Raw genomic sequence first — 17039 nt, forward strand, 5'->3', positions numbered from 1 at the left:
ATCGACACACCCAATCCAACGCCACCGGGGCGGCCTTGGACACCGTTCCCGGGCCCGAACCATTCGATTCAACGACCCGCGAAGTACGGGCCTAGCGGCGCGGGACGACGCGGAAGCCGGACAGGTCGTCGGTGCGCTTGACGATCTCCACGATCAGGGCGAGCTTAGTCTTCGCCCAGGCGACGAGGTCGCCGGTGTAGCCGCTGTCGGCCCAGATCCTGTGCAGGTGGCGGAACTTGGCCTTCAGTGCGGGGAGCATGTCTTCGGCGGTGGCCCGGTCGCCAGCGTCGGCGGGCGTGACCAGGATCATCAGGAGCAGGCCGAGGGTGTCGACGACCAGGTGTCGCTTGCGGCCGTTGATCTTCTTCGCGCCGTCGTAGCCGCGCGTCGCACTGTGCACGCTGGCCGCGGCCTTGACCGACTGGGAGTCGACGACCGCCGCGGTCGGCTCGGGGTCGCGGCCCTCCGTGGTGCGGACGGCGGCGCGCATCCGGTCGTGGAACTCGGTCAGCAGGCCGGTGTCGCGCCAGCGGGTGAAGAAGGCGTGGACCCGCTTGTACGGCGGGAAGTCGGCGGGCAGCGCGGCCCATTTGACGCCGTTGTCGACGAGGTAGCGGATTGCGTCGAGTGTCTGGCGGTGGCAGTAGCCCTCCGGCCGCCCGCCCCGGCGCTCATCCACGCCGGCGCCGGCAGCAGGTCCCGCACGGCCGCCCACTCGGCGTCGATCATGTCGCTGTTGTAGCGTCGAACGCGCTCGCCGTGGTCGCCCGCGTTGCCGTACCGGTGTGCGAGGCAGTCACACGTTTGGGGAGCGGAGTTGCCGCCGCCCACGGCGGCGGCGTACAAAAGCGGCAACAGGGCCTCCTCGCAGCTTTTCGGTCTCGACAACCTCCAAGCTGTACAGGGGCCCTGTCTTCATGCCGCGACAACACCGAGATCACCCGAATCGGTCACTCGCGAATACTCGTGCTATTCCCAAGCCCCGTGACGGGTTTGCGGATCGCTTCTCAACGGCTTCCTCGTCGACCGCCACGCAGACCCGAGAGGATCCTTTGGGCCTCGTCGCGGACCCCGGCGTCGTCATCCGCGGTGAGCTCATTCAGCTGTTGGATCAGCCGGTCCGCGCCTTCGGTCGTCATCCACTCGGGGTTGCACTCCAGAGCGTCCCCAAGCTGATCTATGGTCCAGAACTCGGCAGCCTGGCTGCTGGCCAGGAGCACGCTGCGGAGGCCAGCGGTGTCCTTGCGTGCGAGCAGTGCCTCGGCCGTCTCCTGGGTGACCGCGGAGTCTCGGAGATCCAAGAGGAGCCGGTGGAGGACGTCCGCCACTTCGTCGATCTTGTCCGACGCTGCGAGTCGCCGACCGACCGCTGCGCGAACGGACCAGTCCGGCGAGTCGGCAGCTTGAATGGCCGCGCTCAGTTCTTGATCGTCGGGAGACACCATGCCCCCAGCCTGCCAGGGGTGTCGTTGATCTCCATTCGATTTCCTAGCGGCGCTGCTGCTTGGCTTTGGTCTGGGCGAGTCGGTAGGACTCGGTGCCGGTCTCGAGGATGGTGCCGTTGAAGGTGAGACGGTCCACGATGGCCGCACAGAGCCGGGGGTCGGTGAAGGTCTTCACCTCCGAACGATTCGTTCGAGGCGATGGCCACGCTGGCCTTCTCCTCCCTTTCCGTCAGAACCTGGAACAGCATCTCGGCGCCGCGGCGGTCCAGTTCGTCGGCCCCGCGCTCGCGGGGATGGTCCCGCGTGGGGTCACGTGAGGATGCTGGCCACCGTACGGAGTAGCCTCGCCCCGAGGAGAGGAGTTCCGTCGTGACTCAGCCGGTGCCCAATGGGGTCGAGCTCATCCCGCGCCCGGAGAAGTCCCCGGCCGCGCTGAAGGCCGCGCTGGCGGTTGTTGCCGTGGACCGGCTTCCGGAGATGATCGATGGGCAGACCCGGGCGATGGCGGAGGCCATCGAGGCCGGCAGTGTCCAGCCGCTCCGCTCGTTTGTGGACCACTGGGCCGCCGTCGTCGAGATCGAGCGGGTGCCGGAGACCGCGCAGGCCTTCCACCGGGCGAACTACCTCGCCAACCACGCCGACACCGCTGCCGAGTGCCGGCAGCATGCCATCCAGGTCGCCGAGCTCTATCGCGCCGCTTATGCGGCGGTGACCGGGTGAACTGGACCTGGGAGTACCTTCCCGACCAGGGACAGGTCGTCGGCGGCTGCCCTGCCGACTTCCTCGCTGCCGTCGAACACCGGGCGGCCGAACTCGTCCGCGTTGCGGAAGCGCTCTACCTCGACGGCACCTCCTACCAGGGCAGCGGCGAGCCGATGCGCTACCTCGACGTCGCCGGTGGCCTGCTCGCCTACTACGTGGTTCCGCGCCTGGAGCTTGTCGTCGTCTGCCAGGTCACGCCACCGCCGGCACTCTGATCCCCGACATCGCAGGGCCGGGCTGAGGGGGGTTTGTGCTGTTCCCCCGGTGCCCGGCACGGCGCGATGGCACGATGAAGTGACCATGGTCAGGGTCGAGTTGGGTTGTCGTTGCCGGGGGACAAGCGGCGTATCCAGACGGCGGTGTTGGGCAGCGCGGAGTCGGAGGAGCCACTGCTCCTGCCGTTGGAAGCGATCGAGCTGGACGCCTTCCGCCAGCACTACGCCGAGCACACCTTCTGGTGCGGGCTACTGCTCGACGGCTGCGGCGCCCAGCTCACCACCAAGCTCTAAACCGACCGGGTGTGCCACTTCGCGCACTTCCCCGACCCGACCAGCCTGCACGTATGCGGCCTCCGGGCCCGGGACGTTGCCAGCGCCGACCACCTGTACGCGAAGTCCGCGGCCGCAGCCTGGCTGAAGGCGCGCGGCCAGCAGGCCAGCATCAGCTACGGCACACCGCTGGGCTCTGTCGTGGACATCCAGTGGGTGCGCCAGGCCCGCGGGCTGCGCCTGCACCTGGACGGCGAGGTGGCCCCGGCGTGGGCCGACGAGGCGGTGGAGTCGGTCCTGGGCGTGTCCGTGCCGGTCGACGATGAGACGCTGGTACGTGCACCGGGTGGGGTTCGACAGCGTCGGAACCGCTCGGCGGGTGAGGATCGGCACGCAGGCTTTCGCTCGGGAGACCGAGTGGTTCGGCCTCGACGACTGCCACATGACCCTGGAGGGCTTCCGGACGCCTGCCGTTGAGCAGATCATCCACGCGCGGCACACCCGATCCGGGGTGTGGAGGCCACCGAGGCCGGAACCCAAGCAGGCGCAGCCGCCGCGACCGCAACCGGTGCGGGGCTCGGAAGCCGCCATTGAGTCAGGTTCAAGGTTCGCCGTGGAGTCGGCGTGCAACGAGATCGAAGCCGCCGGCCGCCGCTGCCCGGTGAAGGCGAAGGGCGCCCAGCCCAAGGTCCGCCACCGCGGCGCGACGCGCGAGGAGTACGTGTTGGAGACCGTGTATAGGACGCCGGCACCGCCCGGCTGCTGCCCCGGCTTCTCAAGGGCCGAACCCGCGGGCCGGTGTTCGTCACCCACCGCCGCCCGGACACGGGCCTGGCCCGCTTGTCGTACGGGCAGGCTCGCGCGCTGCTCGACGAGCACACCGCCCTGCGCGGCCCGGGGACAGGCTGGGACCTGCACGAGTACCGCCACTCTGGACTAACGCACCTCGGCAAGCAGGGCGCCTCGCTGCTGATGCTGATGGCGAAGTCCCGGCACAAGAAGCCGGAGAACCTCCGCCGCTACTTCGAGCCTTCCCCGGAGGCGATCTCAGAGCTGACCAGCCTGCTCGCCCCCGGCGACGCCCGCCCTTGACCGCCTGCGCCCGGCAGAGCTGGCCGAGCTGGTCGATGCGCCACATCTTCTGGTCGGGCAGGTCGGCTAGCTGCGGCGCGTACGTGTATCCGGCGGGGGTGAGCAGGCCGAAGACGATATCGCTGTAGCTCGCGGTGGTGGAGGCCTACGGAGGGGAGAGCGGGAGCATGCCGATAGCCACGTCTGCCCCCGAGTTACCGTCCGTCGATCCGGCCGTGATGATCGAAAACGCGGCGTCGTTCAGCGCGGAATCACCCAGCCCGGCCTCCAGGTCCCGGCGGCGTCGTGGCCGGCCGCTGTCGCGGCGAGGTGGCCGCGGAGGGCGGCCAGCGCCGGGTGGGGGTTGTCACGGTGCCAGAGGAGCGAGTGCGGGTAGACGGGCGTCGGGTCGGTCACCGGGATGCGGCGCAGGCCGTGGCCGGCGGGCCAGATGAGGCGGGTGTGCTCGCCCATGAAGGTGGCCAGGGCCGGGGTGTCGGCGATGGTGTCGAGGAGCGCGTCGGAGCCGAAGTTGGGGCCGGTCGCCTCGATGGTGAGGCCGAACTCGGCGACGAGGTCGTCGTAGTAGGCGCCCCACTCGGTACCGGGGACGATGCCGGGCATCCAGATCCGGTGCCCGACGAGCTGGGCGACGGTCACCGACCGGGCGCCCGCCAGCGCGTGGGCGGGCCCGGTGAGGAGCTGGAGCGGCTCGTCGAGCACCCGGACGGACTCGATGTCCTCGGGAAGGGGCCGGCCGGGCGCGGCGACGGCGCGGAAGGACGCGTCGATCTCACCGGACCGGATGGCGGCGACGGCCGTCTCGATCTCGAACAGCATCAGCACGTCGAGGTCGATGTCGGGGTGCGCGTGGTGGAAGCCGCGCAGCAGGCCCGACTGCGCGCCGCGCGAGGAGAGCACGTCGACGCGCAGCGGACGGCGGCCGGTGCGCACGGAGGCGACGGCGCGTTCGGCGATGCGCAGCAGCTCGCGGGCGTGGGGCAGGAACGCCTGCCCGTCGATGGTGAGCTCGGTGCCACGCGGGGTGCGGGTGAACAGCCGCACGCCGAGGTCGCGCTCCAGCGCGGCGATGCGCTTGGAGACGGCCTGTTGGGTGACCGACAGGTCGATGGCGGCCTTCTGGAACTGGCGCGCTTCCGCGGCGGCGACGAAGGTACGTACGGCTTCGAGATCCACGCCGACCCACCTTAGTGAACAACGGATCGTTGTGGAGAGCAGGCATGGTAGTTGTTTGACCTGCTGTTGTGTCGCCCGCTTAGCTCTCACCGGTCAACGTCAGTTTGTTCGAGTGGGACATCAAGGGGCGCGCTGAGCATGGTGGGCAGGAGGCCGTTGGGCCGGCAGTTCGGCTGGCTGTGGGCGGCGTACGCGGTGAGCGCGTACGGGACCGGGCTGGGGTTCGGGGCATTACCACTGATCGCCGTGCTGGTGTTGCACGCCAGCCCCGCCGAGGTGTCCGCGCTGTCCGCGGTGGGGCCCGCGGTGGGGGCGCTGATCGCGGTGCCACTCGCACCGTGGGTGGAGTTCCGGCGCAAGCGCCCGGTCATGATCGCGATGGACCTGACCCGGTTCGCGGCCATGGCGACGATCCCGATCGCCTATGCCCTCGGCTGGCTCGGTTTCATCCAGCTGCTCGTGATCTCGGCTGTGGTCACCGCGGCCAAGATCGCGTTCAACGCGGCCAGCGGCGCCTACCTCAAGGCCCTCGTCCGACCAGACGACCTGCTGGTGGCCAACACGCGGTTCGAGTCCACGAACTGGAGCTCCATCGCGGTCGGGCCACCGCTGGGCGCGGCGGCGATCAGCCTGTTCGGGCCGGTCACCACCGTGGTGGCCGACGCGCTCAGCTACCTGCTCTCCGCGCTGGGCATCACCGCGATCCGCGGCAGAGAAGAAGCGCCGCAACCATCCGACAAAAGCCCGGTTCGGGCGGGCGTATTGCTCGACGGCTGGCGACACATCATGGGCGATCCCGGTCTGCGGGCGCTCTACCTCAACAACATGCTTGTCTCCGGTCTGATCATGGCCACCGAGCCGCTGCTGGCCATGCTCCTCCTGCGCCAGCTCGGGTTCCCGCCCTGGCAGTACGGCCTCGCCTTCGCCGCCCCTTGTCTCGGCGGACTCATCGGCTCCCGGCTGGCCCGCTGTGTCGTGGCCCGCTACGGCCGGCACCGGGTCTTCCGGACCGTCGGCACCCTGCGCGCCGTCTGGCTGATCGGCCTGGCCTTCGTCCGCCCCGGCATCGTCGGCCTTGTCACCGTGATGACCGTCGAGCTGGCGATCATCATCAACATGAGCCTGTACACCCCGGTGCTCGCCACCTACCGGCTCGAACGCACGCCCAAGCACCTCGTCGCCCGCACCCTGTCGGCCTGGTCGATCGGCCAGCAGGCGTCCATCGCCGTCCTCACCGCGCTCGGCGGGCTGCTCGCCGACGTCACCAGCCCACGCACCACTCTCACGGTCGCGGGACTGCTCATCCTGGCCAGCCCGTTCCTGCTCCCCCGACGCGACCAGACGTCGCAGCACACGCCGGAACCGGCCCGCAGCCACGCATGACCCACCGCAAACCACCGCTCAAGCCCGCAGGGCGCAGCCGGTCCGCCGGTACGCGTGGCACATCATCAGCAAGGAGAACATCCGTATGAGCACTGCCCCCGCACTCGACCCCGCGCACACCGCTCTTCTCGTCATGGACTGCCAGCCCGCGATCCTGGCCGCGCTTCCCGAAGACGGGGACCGCGAGGCCCTGCTCGGTCGCATGGAAGGGGCCATCGCCGACGTTCGCGCAACGGGCGGCACCATCGCCTACGTACGCGTCGGCCTCACCGAGGCCGACTGGGACGCGACCCCCGCCGTCAACAAGTCCTTCGCCCCGCTGGCTCGACACCGTGTCATGCACCACGAGGACCCTGCCGCTGCCATCCACGAGCGCCTGGCTCCCCAGGACGGCGACATCATCGTGCGCAAGATCCGCTACGGCGGCATGTCCACCACCGATCTCGACCAGCAGCTGCGCGAACGCGGCATCACCACTCTGGTCGTCTCCGGCATCAGTACCAGCGGTGCCGTCCTGTCCACCGTCATCGACGCGGCCGACCGCGACTACCAGCTCTACGTCCTGTCCGACGGCGTCGCCGACCCAGACACCGAAGTCCACGACATCCTGCTCAGTCGGGTCCTCCCCTCACGGGCCCACATCGTCGACAGCGCCGAGCTGCACGCCCTGCTCCGGGTCGAGTGATGGGCTCGGTTGGTGTGCGGGCGGTCGGGTGTCGGTGGCTGTCCGGTCGAAGCCGAACGTCTCCATCCCCCGCGGGGGGAGTCGAGTTGGACCTTGCACATGATTCGGCGGGCTGGACCGCGAGACAGCATGGGGCCATGGTCACGTTTGGGGCACCGACAATTGCTGCCGTCTCCGAGAGTCGGCCCCCTGCCCGTTGGGTGGTCCGCGTCGCGCACATTGCGGCACTCACTGCTGTGCCGTCCGGGATCTGGCGCACCGGACGACCACGATGTGCGGGCAGAACACCGGCGCGATGCTGGTCGAGCACTGGCAGCCGGCTGGCCCTGGCGGCCACTGGTACCCACCGGGCTGGGCAGGGCGGATCCGCCCCACCTGCGACATCGCCGCCCGCGCAGGCTGATCCCCGGGTCAGCACCTCATCGTCCGTGCCCGCCAGGATCCCAGCCGCCACCTGCATCGGGCGCAACATGGAGTGGACGAGGCGCGCGATGCCGACTGCGATCGCCAAGCTGTCGATCAGCTTCTCGCTGGTTTCTGTGCCTGTGACTGCGTCCGCCGTATCGGCCGACCACAGACCGATGGTGTGCTGCTGTAGACGAGTCCGGTGCCACTGAGGTCGAGCATGTCGTCGTGACCACGTTGACGTTCTGCAGTGTGGACATCGAGCAGGAAGGGTTGGCCGGGTACGGGTACTCGTGGTCCCCGCTGAGGCCGACGGCCTGCGACACGTGCCGGTCTCTTGCTGTCGATGTCGATGCGCGACGGCCGGTCGGTCGGCGCGGCCGGTCCTGAAGGCGTCGGTCGCCTTCGCGCCACTGGCCGGCGGCGAGAGGAGCGCCGGGGGCACATCTCGGCAACGGCCCCGGGGCCAGCGAACGGCCTGGGTGCCGCATCCTGGTCGGTCAGCCAGTGATGGAGAAGAAGATCGTGTCCTGGGTGTACCAGTCGATGTTCTTCGTGGCGTACTCCCATTCGTTGTACTCGAACTCAAGCTTGTCGATCAGTTCTCGGACGTCGTAACGGAAGCTCTCGTCCATGCGGTCCAGCACGGCACGGTAGGCGTCGGCAGCGGGCTTGGCCTTGGCCAGGGGGAACATGCCGATGTGCGGGCCGTCCACGGGGTAGGGGATGTGGAAAGGGATCTCCTCCGGCGGCCCGAAGAACAGATGGTCGTGCAGCAGCAGATCGGCACTCACGCCCAGGCGGCGCAGTTCGTCGTCAACCAGGCCGAAGAAGGTGGAAGGCTTGGAATAGACACCGAGATCGGCGGGATCCGACGCGTTGCAGTCGATGATGTGCTGGAGAGCGCGATAGTAGGCGCCGGCCGCGTACTCGGCGTCCGAACTCGCGTGACCGGCCAGAAGGTGGTCGAGCGCGTCAGGGATGGACAAGCCCCAGTCGATGCCCTGGCGGTCGAGTTCGAGCTGGCTCCTCTGTGCCCTCTCGCGCATCATGCCGAGGACGCGTTGCTGGTCGGACGTAAGGCTTCCGGCGGCTCCGAGGAACCCCAGGACGTCGGCTTTGTCGGCGGTGTTGTACGAGATGATCCGGCTCATGATCGCTAGCATGCCAGCCGCCACCGACACCGGGCAGGCGGGGTGCATGGCCCGCTTGAGTGCCTGCTGGTTCCGGTGCCGCCCCACCGGCGTCCAAGGGCGCGGCCCCCAGTGTGAGCCGCCGTTCGGCTGCGTCAGCTCCGGCGGTAGAGGCCGCCCCGGGCACTGTCGGAGGCGTGCCCGTGGTGGTCCTGGTAGCCGGGTGGCCCGGTGCTGGGAAGACCGAGGTCGCCGATCTCATGCAGGCAGCGCTGGCCCGGCGCGGGGGTGCGGTACGGATCTGCGGCGACCTCTACAAAGCCGCCCACCCCTGGTATACGCGGCTGCTGGCCGAGGACTCCCGCACCGGCCGGGCATCGAGACCGCCGGCCGGGAAACGCGCAGGGCCCGGAGGACTGATCCTCCGGGCCCTGCGACCACTGAGTAGCGGGGACAGGATTTGAACCTGCGACCTCTGGGTTATGAGCCCAGCGAGCTACCGAGCTGCTCCACCCCGCGTCGGTGACACCGACCCTACGGCACAGTTCTTCGTAGGGGAAACCGAATGTCGTCGATCGCAGGCCGGCGGAGGCCGAACTCACATCCCTCGGCGAGGAGTTCGACGAGTTCGCCTCCGCCGGAATCGGTCAGTCGGCGAGTGGGCGCTTGAGGAGGAAGTTCCAGCGGTCACCGGTGTACGCGTTCACCGGGCCCACCGCCTCCCAGCCCTCCTTGCCGAGCTTCTCCAGATCGCCGACGTTCCTGCCCCCGGGCTGGGCGACGGCCCAGCTGTACTCCCAGTGCGGGACGGTCTGGATCTTGGCGGCCAGCGCCTCGGGGCAGGGGCGGTGTCGGCTCTTGAAGAAGGGGCACCGCTCGGGGGCCTGTCGAACCGTGCCCTCCAGCGGAAGTACGGCGTCGGCTTCCTGACGGTGAAGAAGGCGCTGGAGTCCGCGGGGCCTGAGCCGCAGGTTGGCGGCGTGTGCGTCTGCTGGACCGACCGCCGGATCCTGGAGGACTGCCCCCCACTGTCCGGCCACTGTTCGAGCCGTGCCCCTGGGGCGGCCGTCAGAGGCTGGCCTCGGCGAGGATGCGGTCCATCCGGGCCCGCGACAGCATGGGGTTGGCCGCGGCGTCCTCGGCGGCCTCGGGCTCTGGGTCCGTCAGCAGCCGATCCAGCAGGTCCGCGGTGACGTTGGGGTGCCGGGCCGGGTGCGTTTGCGGCCGGGGGTGAGGACCAGGGCGACGGGCGGGTAGCCCTCGTGGCCGGTGGGCGGGTACGCGGTCCTCCAGTGCCGGTAGGCGTGGACGGCGGCCCCGTTGTGGCGGGCCGCGTTCGCCCGGGCCTACCTGTGTCTGAACCCAGAGCCGCCCGACAGGACCGGAGCGACGTAGGAAGAGAAATGAACGCTCTACCCTGCGCTCTCGAGAGGCAGTAGACCCGGCAAGAGAGTCATGGGTGTCGCGATACGCGCCGGGGACCCTTTCCTCGCACGTGATCCAGTTCACAGGGAGAAGGTGCATAGTGGGCCGGGCGCCAGTGCCTTTCAACAGGTACAGGCGTTCGGAGGTTGGAGAGGCGGTGCTGGGTGAGGCAGTCGCGAGCGGATGGTTTCGATGAGTTCGTCGCGGCTCGCTGGTCGGCGCTGTTCCACCTCGCGCGCCTGCTCACTGGCGGAGACCGGCACCGGGCCGAGGACCTGCTTCAGGACGGGCTCCTCAAGCTGTGGTCCGCCTGGCCGAAGGTCGCCGGGCAAGCCCCCGAGGCGTACGTGCGTCAGGTTCTGGTGCGTGCGGCGGCCCGCTCGGCCCGTCGGCGCTGGTGGGGCGAACGTCCCACCGAGGAACTGCCCGAGACGGCCGGCTGTCAGGATCTGGCCGCCGTCGTGGAGGAACGCACCCGGCTGGAGGCCGCACTCGCCCTCCTGTCGGCCCGGCAGCGGGCCGCGGTCGTCCTGCGCTACTACCAGGATCTGCCGGAGCGCCAGGTCGCCGAGGTGATGGGCTGCCCAGTGGGCACCGCCCGCTCCCTGACGTCGCGCGGGGTGGCGAAACTGCGGCAGGCCCTGACCGAAGTCAGCGAGCCGGTGGGGTGAGGGAGAAACACATGGATCATTTCGAACAGGAGCTGGCACGCATGATGCGCGACACCCAGGAACACACCCCCTTCGAACCCCGGCACCGCGAGCGCCTGCAGGCTGGCGTGCGGGCGCGCCGCCGCACCCGGGCAGCCCTCATGACAGGCGGCTCCCTCCTGCTCCTCACCGGAGTCGGTGTGGGCCTTCCCGCCGCCTTCGCCCATGACCATCACACCACCACCCCGACCTCCACCACCACGTCCACCCCCGCGCCCGTTCCGACGGCGACTCCGACGGTGATCCCGACCGCGATTCCGACGGTGACCCCGACGGCTCCCGGCACCCCCATTCCGACGGTGATCCCGACCGCGATTCCGACGGTGGCCCCGACGGCTCCCGGCACCCCCATTCCGACGGTGATCCCGACCGCGATTCCGACGGTGACCCCGACGGCTCCCGGCACCCCCATTCCGACGGCGACTCCGATCGCGATTCCGACGGTGACCCCGACGGCTCCCGGCACCCCCATTCCGACCGCGATTCCGACGGCGACCCCGACGGCGACCCCGACGGCGAGCCAGTCCCGATAGGAGAAGGCCGGACCAGCTGCGGCCCGAAAGACTGAAATGACGGGCCGCAGCTGGATTCCGGATATCTCGTCCGGCATCGTTTCGTGCCCCGATGCGCCGATCAGCTGGTCGTGACCTGGACCGGCTCGACGAGCACACGGAAGAAGGCCGATTCGGCTGGGCGCTGCATCCTGCCGCAGGGACTGGACTGTCTTCACTGCCCTGCCTGCACCCGCCACCGCCATGCGACGGCTCCCGACCGTTGCGGTCGGGCCTTCTTGTTATTGCTGCCAGGCGGGGGCGGTGGCGAGGGTGGTGAGCTGGTCGAGGGTCAGGGCCGGGGTGCCAGGTTGGGCGTCGTAGCCGGTGGTGCCGTTGTTTTCGGAGATGCTGACTCGGGTGCCGTCGGGGAGGAGGGCATCGGCGAGCCAGCGGACGGGTGGGGTGGGGGAGCTCTTGGTGGTGCCGTAGGTCGACGTGATGACGTCGGCGCCGTTCTGGGTGTGGGTTAGCTGCTGGCCGGTTGCGAGGTTGTTGAAGAGGCTTCGGGGGTTGTGGTCCTTCATCCAGTGGGGCGTGACCGAGATGGACAGCAGACTGGTCCGCCCGTCGACGGTGACTGTGAGGTGGGCCATGCCCGGGGTGGTCTGCGGAGCGCTGCCGTGGTCGCGCTGGATGCCGGACGGCAGGAGGCTGTCGGCGGTAGACAAGATGGCGCTGGGGAGGGGGAGTTGGGGGCTCGCGGGGGTGTTGGTGGAGGTGGTGAACACCTCGAACACCGGGTTCCAGGCCGGGCTGCTCACCACGGCGGCCAACTGGTCGGCAGACAGGGCGGGTTCGGCGCGGGTCAGCGGCGGGCCGGCGGTGCGGGAGTTCATTTCGTCGAGGCGGACGCGGCGGCCGTCGGGGCCGGTCCAGATCGCGGTCCAGGTGGAGGTGGGGCCGCCACCGGGCTCGGGCTTGAACTTCTCGATGACGAGGATCGAGCCGTCCGTTCCTACGGTTCGGGTACAGCCTTCGGTGGGACGCTCGGTCGGATCCGGGCATTGAGTGCCCTGGGTCCCCGCACTGATCGGCAGTGCGACCCAGTCGGTGCTGAGGGTGATCGCCGAGGCGCCGTGGCCGTCGTCGTACGCGACGTGGGCCATGGGGCCGCCCTGTGGGGCGCTGGAGCCCTCGCCGTATGTGTCGTCGATCCGGCCGGGAGGGAGCAGGGAGGTCAGGGTGTCGATCATGAATTGGCCGGTGATGGCTGGGTTGGTCCGTGGGCGGCTGGCCGCCGGTGCGGTCACGCCGCCCGGCTGTATGGCGACGCTGAACAGACCGGCCAGCGCCAGCGCGGCGCACGCGCCGGCGGCCGTGGCAGCGCGGCGGCGGAGGACGCGGCTCCGGCCGAGGCGTTCGCCGGCATCGGCGAGCACGTCGCCGGGCGTGTCGGGGGCGAGATCGGCGGCGTCCCGCAGCAGTTCGGAGAAGGCGTTGTCGAAAGGCATGGTGGGAGAACTCTCCTGAGAGGATCAGTGACGGACGAACTCGTCGAGTTGGTCGCCGAGGACAGCGCGGATGCGCTCCAGCGCCCGGCTGCTGCGCGAGCGGACACCGCTGGCGCTCAGTTGGAGCGCGGCGGCGGTCTCCTCGACGCTGCGGTCCTCCCAGAAGCGCAGCACCAGCACGGCGCGGTCCTGCGGGGGCAGCGCGCTCAACGCCCGTAGCAGGGTCAGCCGTAGTGAGGGGTCGGGATCGCTGACCGCGACCTCGTCAAAGGTGTCGGTCACCCGCTCACTGCTCGCCCGCCGCCGGCGGTGGGACAGGAAGGTGTTGACCAGCACGGTCTGGGCGTAACCGGCCGGATTCCCCAACCGGGCTATCTTGCGCCATCGTCCGTAGATCCTGCCCAGGGCTTCCTGTACGAGGTCCTCCGCGAGATGTGCGTCACCACCCGTCAACAGGTATGCGGTGCGCAGGAGATGACGCCCTCGCGAGGCCGCGAACTCCCGGAAGTCCGGCGGCTGCGCCGGACCGGGACTGGTCGATGGATGCTTCATGTCTATTTAACGCGACGTGCCTGTCGTCGCGTCCCAGGCCAGTTGGACGATCCGTACTCAAGGCATGGCCAGTATGTCCGAGGGTCACGGCGTCGATCTCTCGGCGATCCTCTGGCGGCCGCTGGAGAGTTTCCCGAACCGGCGGAGATCGCTTCTTGAAACAGCGGGCGCCGGGGTGCCGTCTGTCAGAGCGTGGACAAGCGCTGTCCCTGTCCGCAGTACCGGCACCCGCCACGGCGTCGCAGGTAGTACGAGTAGGTCGCGACGCCCAGTGCCGCTCCCCACACCAGCCAGAACATGCCGGGTCCGTTGGTGCCCGGCATCGCGGCGTCGTAGCCCCGGATGTTCATCAGCCCGCCGGGGATCAGGACGACCGACACGATCGAGGCTGGAACGATCGCGGTGGCCGGGTGGATCCTCTTGCCCCTCTTGACGGGCACCCAGCGCGGCCACACCTCACCCCACCGGCTGACCAGACCGTGCGTCAGGAGACTGCCCAGTGTGGAGACGATCCCCAGCCCCAGGCCGATCTCCAGCATGTACGGCGTGTCCCGCATGTCTTTCAGGAACGCGTCGCTGATCCCCAACGGCCAGCCGAAGTACCAGGCGAGTCGGGTGATGTCGTAGGGGAGGGTCGAGATCACTGCTGTCCACACCGCCCAGCGCCCCCAGCGCAGCGCGGTGGCCGCCTCGGTCCACGGCGCGGCGGCCCCGGCGCCGCGCCCGCACCGCCCGCACTGCCCGCTGGTGCGCCGCTGGTACGCCAGCGTCATCGCGGCCCACAGCAGACCGCCGACGAAGACGATGACCAGGTTCCCGCGGTGCCAGTACAGGATGTCGCCCAGGGTCTGGTTCCCCGGCACACCGGTGAAGGCGAACACCAGCAGCAGTGGCGAGAACACCAGCAGACCGAGCAGTGAGTAGTCGGGAACCAGGAAGGTCAGCACGCAGACGGACAGCCATCCGTAGGCCAGCAGCGCCTTGCGCTGCCAGGCGGTTCCCCAGCCGCGGATCATGAGCACCCCGACGAGCGCGCCGACCGCGCAGAACACCGCGATCACGGGCGCGACCACGGAGGCGCTGCTGGGTTCGAGGATCGATGCCGAGGCACGGTCGTCGGCCGTCTTCCGGAAGGGGTATCCCTCACCCCCCAGGGCCCAGTACAGTCCGGCCAGCCCGTAGAGCAGGGACCACGCAACCGCCAGGTATGAGGACCACTCGGGCCACCTGGACCACCAGCGCCGGGAAGCGGCCTGCGCGGTCGCCGTCGGACTTTCCTCCTGGTGCGCTTCAACGACTGCTCCGGCCATCGCGGGCGTCCTCTCCCTCACCGCCCTGGGCGGGAGTCGTCTCGTGGGTCAAAGGCTGCCGCCGAGCGCGTACCGGTCCAGAGAGGTCGATCGGGAGACCGTACGGCCGAGCGGTGGGGCGCACCCGTACGGATGCGTTGCCGGCTCCAAGCCTCGTCCAACGGCCGGGAGAGGACCATGTGCCGATCGGCATGCCGTCGGAGTCCGCGAGCACCCGGGCTGTGCCGTTCGGCATGGTGTCCGCGGTCTCCCAAGCCATGGCCCCCGCCTGGCCAACGGACAGGCTGGTGTTCGTCGCGGCGGGCGACCGGGTCTCGTACGAGGACGGCGGTTGTGGTGACTCGCCCGACCGATGGGCGACGCAGGCAGCCAGCCCGCAACAGCTACTGGACCTGCCGCTGATAGTCCGGCGGTCAAGATCGCTTGGCAAACGGTCAAGATCAGCTGTCACAGGACATTGACCCGTCTCACCGAAGTTTGGTGTCCCGTCTCAACTGATCTGGTCCGGATCCAGGGCCGTGACCTGCGGCGACCAGAACAATCGAGACGCCGGACCGCCGAAGATCTCAAGTGGTCTGGTCCCGGAAGCCTGGATGTCGGGTGTTGTCTCAGTTGATCTGGTCCGTCCCTGATGTCCCGGTGCCCGACCCGTGCGGACCGGAGGCCAAGTGGCTTGGGAACCCGCAGCGGGGATTCTCGCAGTAGATGGCGACGTCAGGCTTGGCGGGCAGAGATGGTGAGCCGGTCGGCGAGCGCGATGACGAGGTCTCGGAGTTCGTCCGGTCGCTCGATGACGAACGGCCGGTCGAGCGAGGCGAGGACGGGAGGCAACCAGTCGAGCCGCTCTGCTCTCAACTCGACATGGAGCCAACGCTCGGTGTGCGGATCTGTTCCTTCCGCGGGCGCGGGCCCCTCCACGCTCGCGACGCTGGCGGGAAGTCGGGTGCGGATCTGTTCGACCGTCCCATGGATCCGCAGGGTCACTTCGTGCCGGTACGCGGCCTTGGCAAGCCCTGACAGGACGCGCTGTGCCGGATCGAGTCCAGCGGGCGGCTCGAACGAGCCTGGCAGCGTCCTCGCGTCCGCGATGCGATCGAGCCGGAAAGTCCGGTCCTCGCCGATCTCGGGATCGGTGCCCGTGACGTACCACCGGCCCGTATGGGTGACGATCCCGTACGGGTGCAGCGTGCGTTCGCTTCGTCGGCCGTCTCGGGTGGTGTACCTGATCGAGATCGGGCGGCGATGGCGTACCGCATCGGCGATGGCGAGCAGGACCCCTGTCTCCGGGGTGGCCAACTCCCCGGGCGGAGCCGTGAAGGCGAGGGATTCCATGACGGCGTCGAGCCGACGGGCCAGACGCTCGGGCAGTGCCCGGCGGATCTTGGCCGCTGCCGTCTCGCCCGCGGTCTCAGTCGCCGTCAGCAACCCCGTCCTGCGGCCGGCGACGAGGCCGAGCAGCACGGCGAGCGCCTCGTCGTCGTTGAGCATGAGCGGAGGCAGGCGGTACCCGGGGGCGAGCCGGTACCCGCCATAGCGGCCACGGACCGCCTCGACGGGGATGTCGAGGTCGACCAGGTGGTCCACGTACCGCCGCACGGTGCGCCCGTCGACGCCGAGCCGGTCGGCGAGTTCGGCCACCGTTCTGATGCCGCCCGACTGCAGGAGTTCCAGGAGGGTGAGCACGCGGCTGGTAGGTCGAGCCATGTCCACGAGCCTAGCGTTGATACCGGACCGATTCTGTCCACTATTTGCTCTAGCGTCCGAGGTGCAACGACTTCACCAACCCGAGGAGAGCACCATGGACTTCGTTTCGACCCGGATCATCACCGGCGACATCGCGCGCCTCGTCGACTTCTACGAGCGAGCCACCGGAGTGCGGGCGGACTGGTCCACCGAGGACTTCGCCGAACTGCGGACCGCCAGCGCGACCCTCGCGATCGGCAGCACCCGCACCGTGGCACTGTTCGCGCCCGGCTCCGCCCGTCCGGCCGACAACAACACCGTGATCATCGAATTCCTCGTCGCCGACGTGGACGGCGTGTACCGGAACCTGGCCGATTTCGTCGCCGACTTCGTGACCGAGCCCACCACGATGCCCTGGGGCAACCGCTCGCTCCTGCTCCGTGACCCCGACGGCAACCTCGTCAACTTCTTCACCCCCGTCACGCCGGTGGCCATCGAGAAGTTCGCCCGCTGACGACAGCACGGCCGCCCGGGCAGGGGCCACTTCCGACGGCACGTTCCATACGGACCAGATCATCTGAGAGGGCGTTTAGTGTGGGCGAATTGCCCTTTATGCCCTAGTAGGTTCCTCGCCAGGTTGGTGTGCTTTCGTCCGTTATGCGCTTGGTGAGGTTGTCGATCGAGGCAACGTGGATCATGGCCTCGGAGCTGGCCGGGAGGGTCTCGTAGTCGCGGACGAGGCGCCGCCGCAGCATGATCCACCCGAGACTCCGTTCGACCACCCA

The 17039-nt window shown here is 69.3% G+C and carries 18 protein-coding genes, 1 tRNA gene and 4 pseudogenes; 9 read left to right on the forward strand and 14 right to left on the reverse strand.

The features are described from left to right. Positions 1–91: 91 nt before the first annotated feature. The 3 genes and pseudogenes from ABD369_RS38135 to ABD369_RS38145 form a co-directional block, all read right to left on the reverse strand. Positions 92–679: an IS5 family transposase gene (locus ABD369_RS38135; RefSeq protein WP_344641242.1), complete on the reverse strand. Its 588-nt coding sequence runs from the start codon at positions 677–679 to the stop codon at positions 92–94. A gap of 328 nt (positions 680–1007) precedes the next feature. Next, entirely contained in the window at positions 1008–1445 is a 438-nt protein-coding gene (locus tag ABD369_RS38140; protein ID WP_344641243.1) for a hypothetical protein, read from the reverse strand. A gap of 43 nt (positions 1446–1488) precedes the next feature. Beyond that, a pseudogene (locus tag ABD369_RS38145) lies at positions 1489–1732 on the reverse strand (ATP-binding protein); the annotation flags it as partial. An 82-nt stretch (positions 1733–1814) separates the two neighbouring features. Here ABD369_RS38145 and ABD369_RS38150 point away from each other — a divergent pair. From ABD369_RS38150 to ABD369_RS38165, 4 genes and pseudogenes are all read left to right on the forward strand, one after another. Further along, positions 1815–2165 (forward strand): hypothetical protein, encoded by a 351-nt coding sequence (locus ABD369_RS38150; RefSeq protein ID WP_344641244.1) that lies wholly within the window; start codon positions 1815–1817, stop codon positions 2163–2165. Further along, positions 2162–2422 (forward strand): hypothetical protein, encoded by a 261-nt coding sequence (locus ABD369_RS38155; protein ID WP_344641245.1) that lies wholly within the window; start codon positions 2162–2164, stop codon positions 2420–2422. Before ABD369_RS38150 ends, ABD369_RS38155 begins: the two co-directional genes overlap by 4 nt. 144 nt (positions 2423–2566) lie before the next feature. Beyond that, positions 2567–2716, forward strand: coding sequence for a hypothetical protein (locus tag ABD369_RS38160; RefSeq protein ID WP_344641246.1), 150 nt, complete (start codon positions 2567–2569; stop codon positions 2714–2716). Between the two features lie 622 nt (positions 2717–3338). Then, positions 3339–3787 (forward strand): annotated as a pseudogene (locus tag ABD369_RS38165) (site-specific integrase); the annotation flags it as partial. Here ABD369_RS38165 and ABD369_RS41435 read toward each other — a convergent pair. Together ABD369_RS41435 and ABD369_RS38170 are read right to left on the reverse strand one after the other, a co-directional pair. Next, a pseudogene (locus ABD369_RS41435) lies at positions 3774–3923 on the reverse strand (Tn3 family transposase); the annotation flags it as partial. The pseudogenes ABD369_RS38165 and ABD369_RS41435 sit on opposite strands and share 14 nt — an antisense overlap. A gap of 104 nt (positions 3924–4027) precedes the next feature. Further along, a complete protein-coding gene (locus ABD369_RS38170; protein ID WP_344641247.1) occupies positions 4028–4963 on the reverse strand; it encodes a LysR family transcriptional regulator in 936 nt (311 codons plus the stop codon). Between the two features lie 138 nt (positions 4964–5101). Between ABD369_RS38170 and ABD369_RS38175 the strand changes: the two genes are divergently transcribed. Both ABD369_RS38175 and ABD369_RS38180 read left to right on the forward strand, forming a co-directional pair. Then, positions 5102–6346, forward strand: coding sequence for an MFS transporter (locus tag ABD369_RS38175; RefSeq protein WP_344641248.1), 1245 nt, complete (start codon positions 5102–5104; stop codon positions 6344–6346). A gap of 85 nt (positions 6347–6431) precedes the next feature. Next, entirely contained in the window at positions 6432–7031 is a 600-nt protein-coding gene (locus ABD369_RS38180) for a cysteine hydrolase family protein (protein WP_344641249.1), read from the forward strand. Positions 7032–7936: 905 nt separating this feature from the next. Here the strand turns inward: ABD369_RS38180 and ABD369_RS38185 are convergent. Continuing rightward, positions 7937–8590: a DUF7691 family protein gene (locus tag ABD369_RS38185; protein WP_344641250.1), complete on the reverse strand. Its 654-nt coding sequence runs from the start codon at positions 8588–8590 to the stop codon at positions 7937–7939. Positions 8591–8775: 185 nt separating this feature from the next. Between ABD369_RS38185 and ABD369_RS38190 the strand changes: the two genes are divergently transcribed. After that, positions 8776–9033, forward strand: coding sequence for a zeta toxin family protein (locus ABD369_RS38190; RefSeq protein ID WP_344641259.1), 258 nt, complete (start codon positions 8776–8778; stop codon positions 9031–9033). Here ABD369_RS38190 and ABD369_RS38195 read toward each other — a convergent pair. Together ABD369_RS38195 and ABD369_RS38200 are read right to left on the reverse strand one after the other, a co-directional pair. Further along, positions 9015–9088: transfer RNA gene (locus ABD369_RS38195), tRNA-Met, on the reverse strand. The two genes, ABD369_RS38190 and ABD369_RS38195, sit on opposite strands and share 19 nt — an antisense overlap. Before the next feature lie 128 nt (positions 9089–9216). Then, complete coding sequence (locus tag ABD369_RS38200) at positions 9217–9609, reverse strand: hypothetical protein (RefSeq protein ID WP_344641251.1); 393 nt, start codon at positions 9607–9609, stop codon at positions 9217–9219. Between the two features lie 549 nt (positions 9610–10158). Between ABD369_RS38200 and ABD369_RS38205 the strand changes: the two genes are divergently transcribed. Continuing rightward, on the forward strand, positions 10159–10665 hold the full coding sequence (locus tag ABD369_RS38205) for a SigE family RNA polymerase sigma factor (protein ID WP_344641252.1): 507 nt from the start codon (positions 10159–10161) through the stop codon (positions 10663–10665). Positions 10666–10876: 211 nt separating this feature from the next. Here ABD369_RS38205 and ABD369_RS38210 read toward each other — a convergent pair whose 3' ends face one another. The 5 genes from ABD369_RS38210 to ABD369_RS38230 all read right to left on the reverse strand — a co-directional run bounded on the left by ABD369_RS38210 (position 10877) and on the right by ABD369_RS38230 (position 16275). Next, positions 10877–11314, reverse strand: a complete 438-nt coding sequence (locus tag ABD369_RS38210) for a hypothetical protein (RefSeq protein WP_344641253.1) — start codon at positions 11312–11314, stop codon at positions 10877–10879. 183 nt (positions 11315–11497) lie between these two features. Beyond that, on the reverse strand, positions 11498–12709 hold the full coding sequence (locus ABD369_RS38215) for a hypothetical protein (protein ID WP_344641254.1): 1212 nt from the start codon (positions 12707–12709) through the stop codon (positions 11498–11500). Positions 12710–12733: 24 nt separating this feature from the next. Next, the gene (locus ABD369_RS38220; protein WP_344641255.1) at positions 12734–13261 is read right to left on the reverse strand and encodes a SigE family RNA polymerase sigma factor; all 528 of its coding nucleotides are present in this window, start codon (positions 13259–13261) and stop codon (positions 12734–12736) included. Between the two features lie 185 nt (positions 13262–13446). Beyond that, complete coding sequence (locus ABD369_RS38225) at positions 13447–14571, reverse strand: NYN domain-containing protein (RefSeq protein ID WP_344641256.1); 1125 nt, start codon at positions 14569–14571, stop codon at positions 13447–13449. 714 nt (positions 14572–15285) lie between these two features. Continuing rightward, a complete protein-coding gene (locus ABD369_RS38230) occupies positions 15286–16275 on the reverse strand; it encodes a helix-turn-helix transcriptional regulator (RefSeq protein ID WP_344641257.1) in 990 nt (329 codons plus the stop codon). 94 nt (positions 16276–16369) lie between these two features. Here ABD369_RS38230 and ABD369_RS38235 point away from each other — a divergent pair, with 94 nt between their 5' ends. Next, complete coding sequence (locus ABD369_RS38235) at positions 16370–16768, forward strand: VOC family protein (RefSeq protein ID WP_344641258.1); 399 nt, start codon at positions 16370–16372, stop codon at positions 16766–16768. Between the two features lie 103 nt (positions 16769–16871). Here the strand turns inward: ABD369_RS38235 and ABD369_RS38240 are convergent. Continuing rightward, positions 16872–17039, reverse strand: a pseudogene (locus ABD369_RS38240) (IS5/IS1182 family transposase); the annotation flags it as partial.

The organism is Kitasatospora cystarginea (assembly GCF_039533515.1).
In the GTDB taxonomy this organism is placed as follows: Bacteria; Actinomycetota; Actinomycetes; order Streptomycetales; family Streptomycetaceae; genus Kitasatospora; species Kitasatospora cystarginea.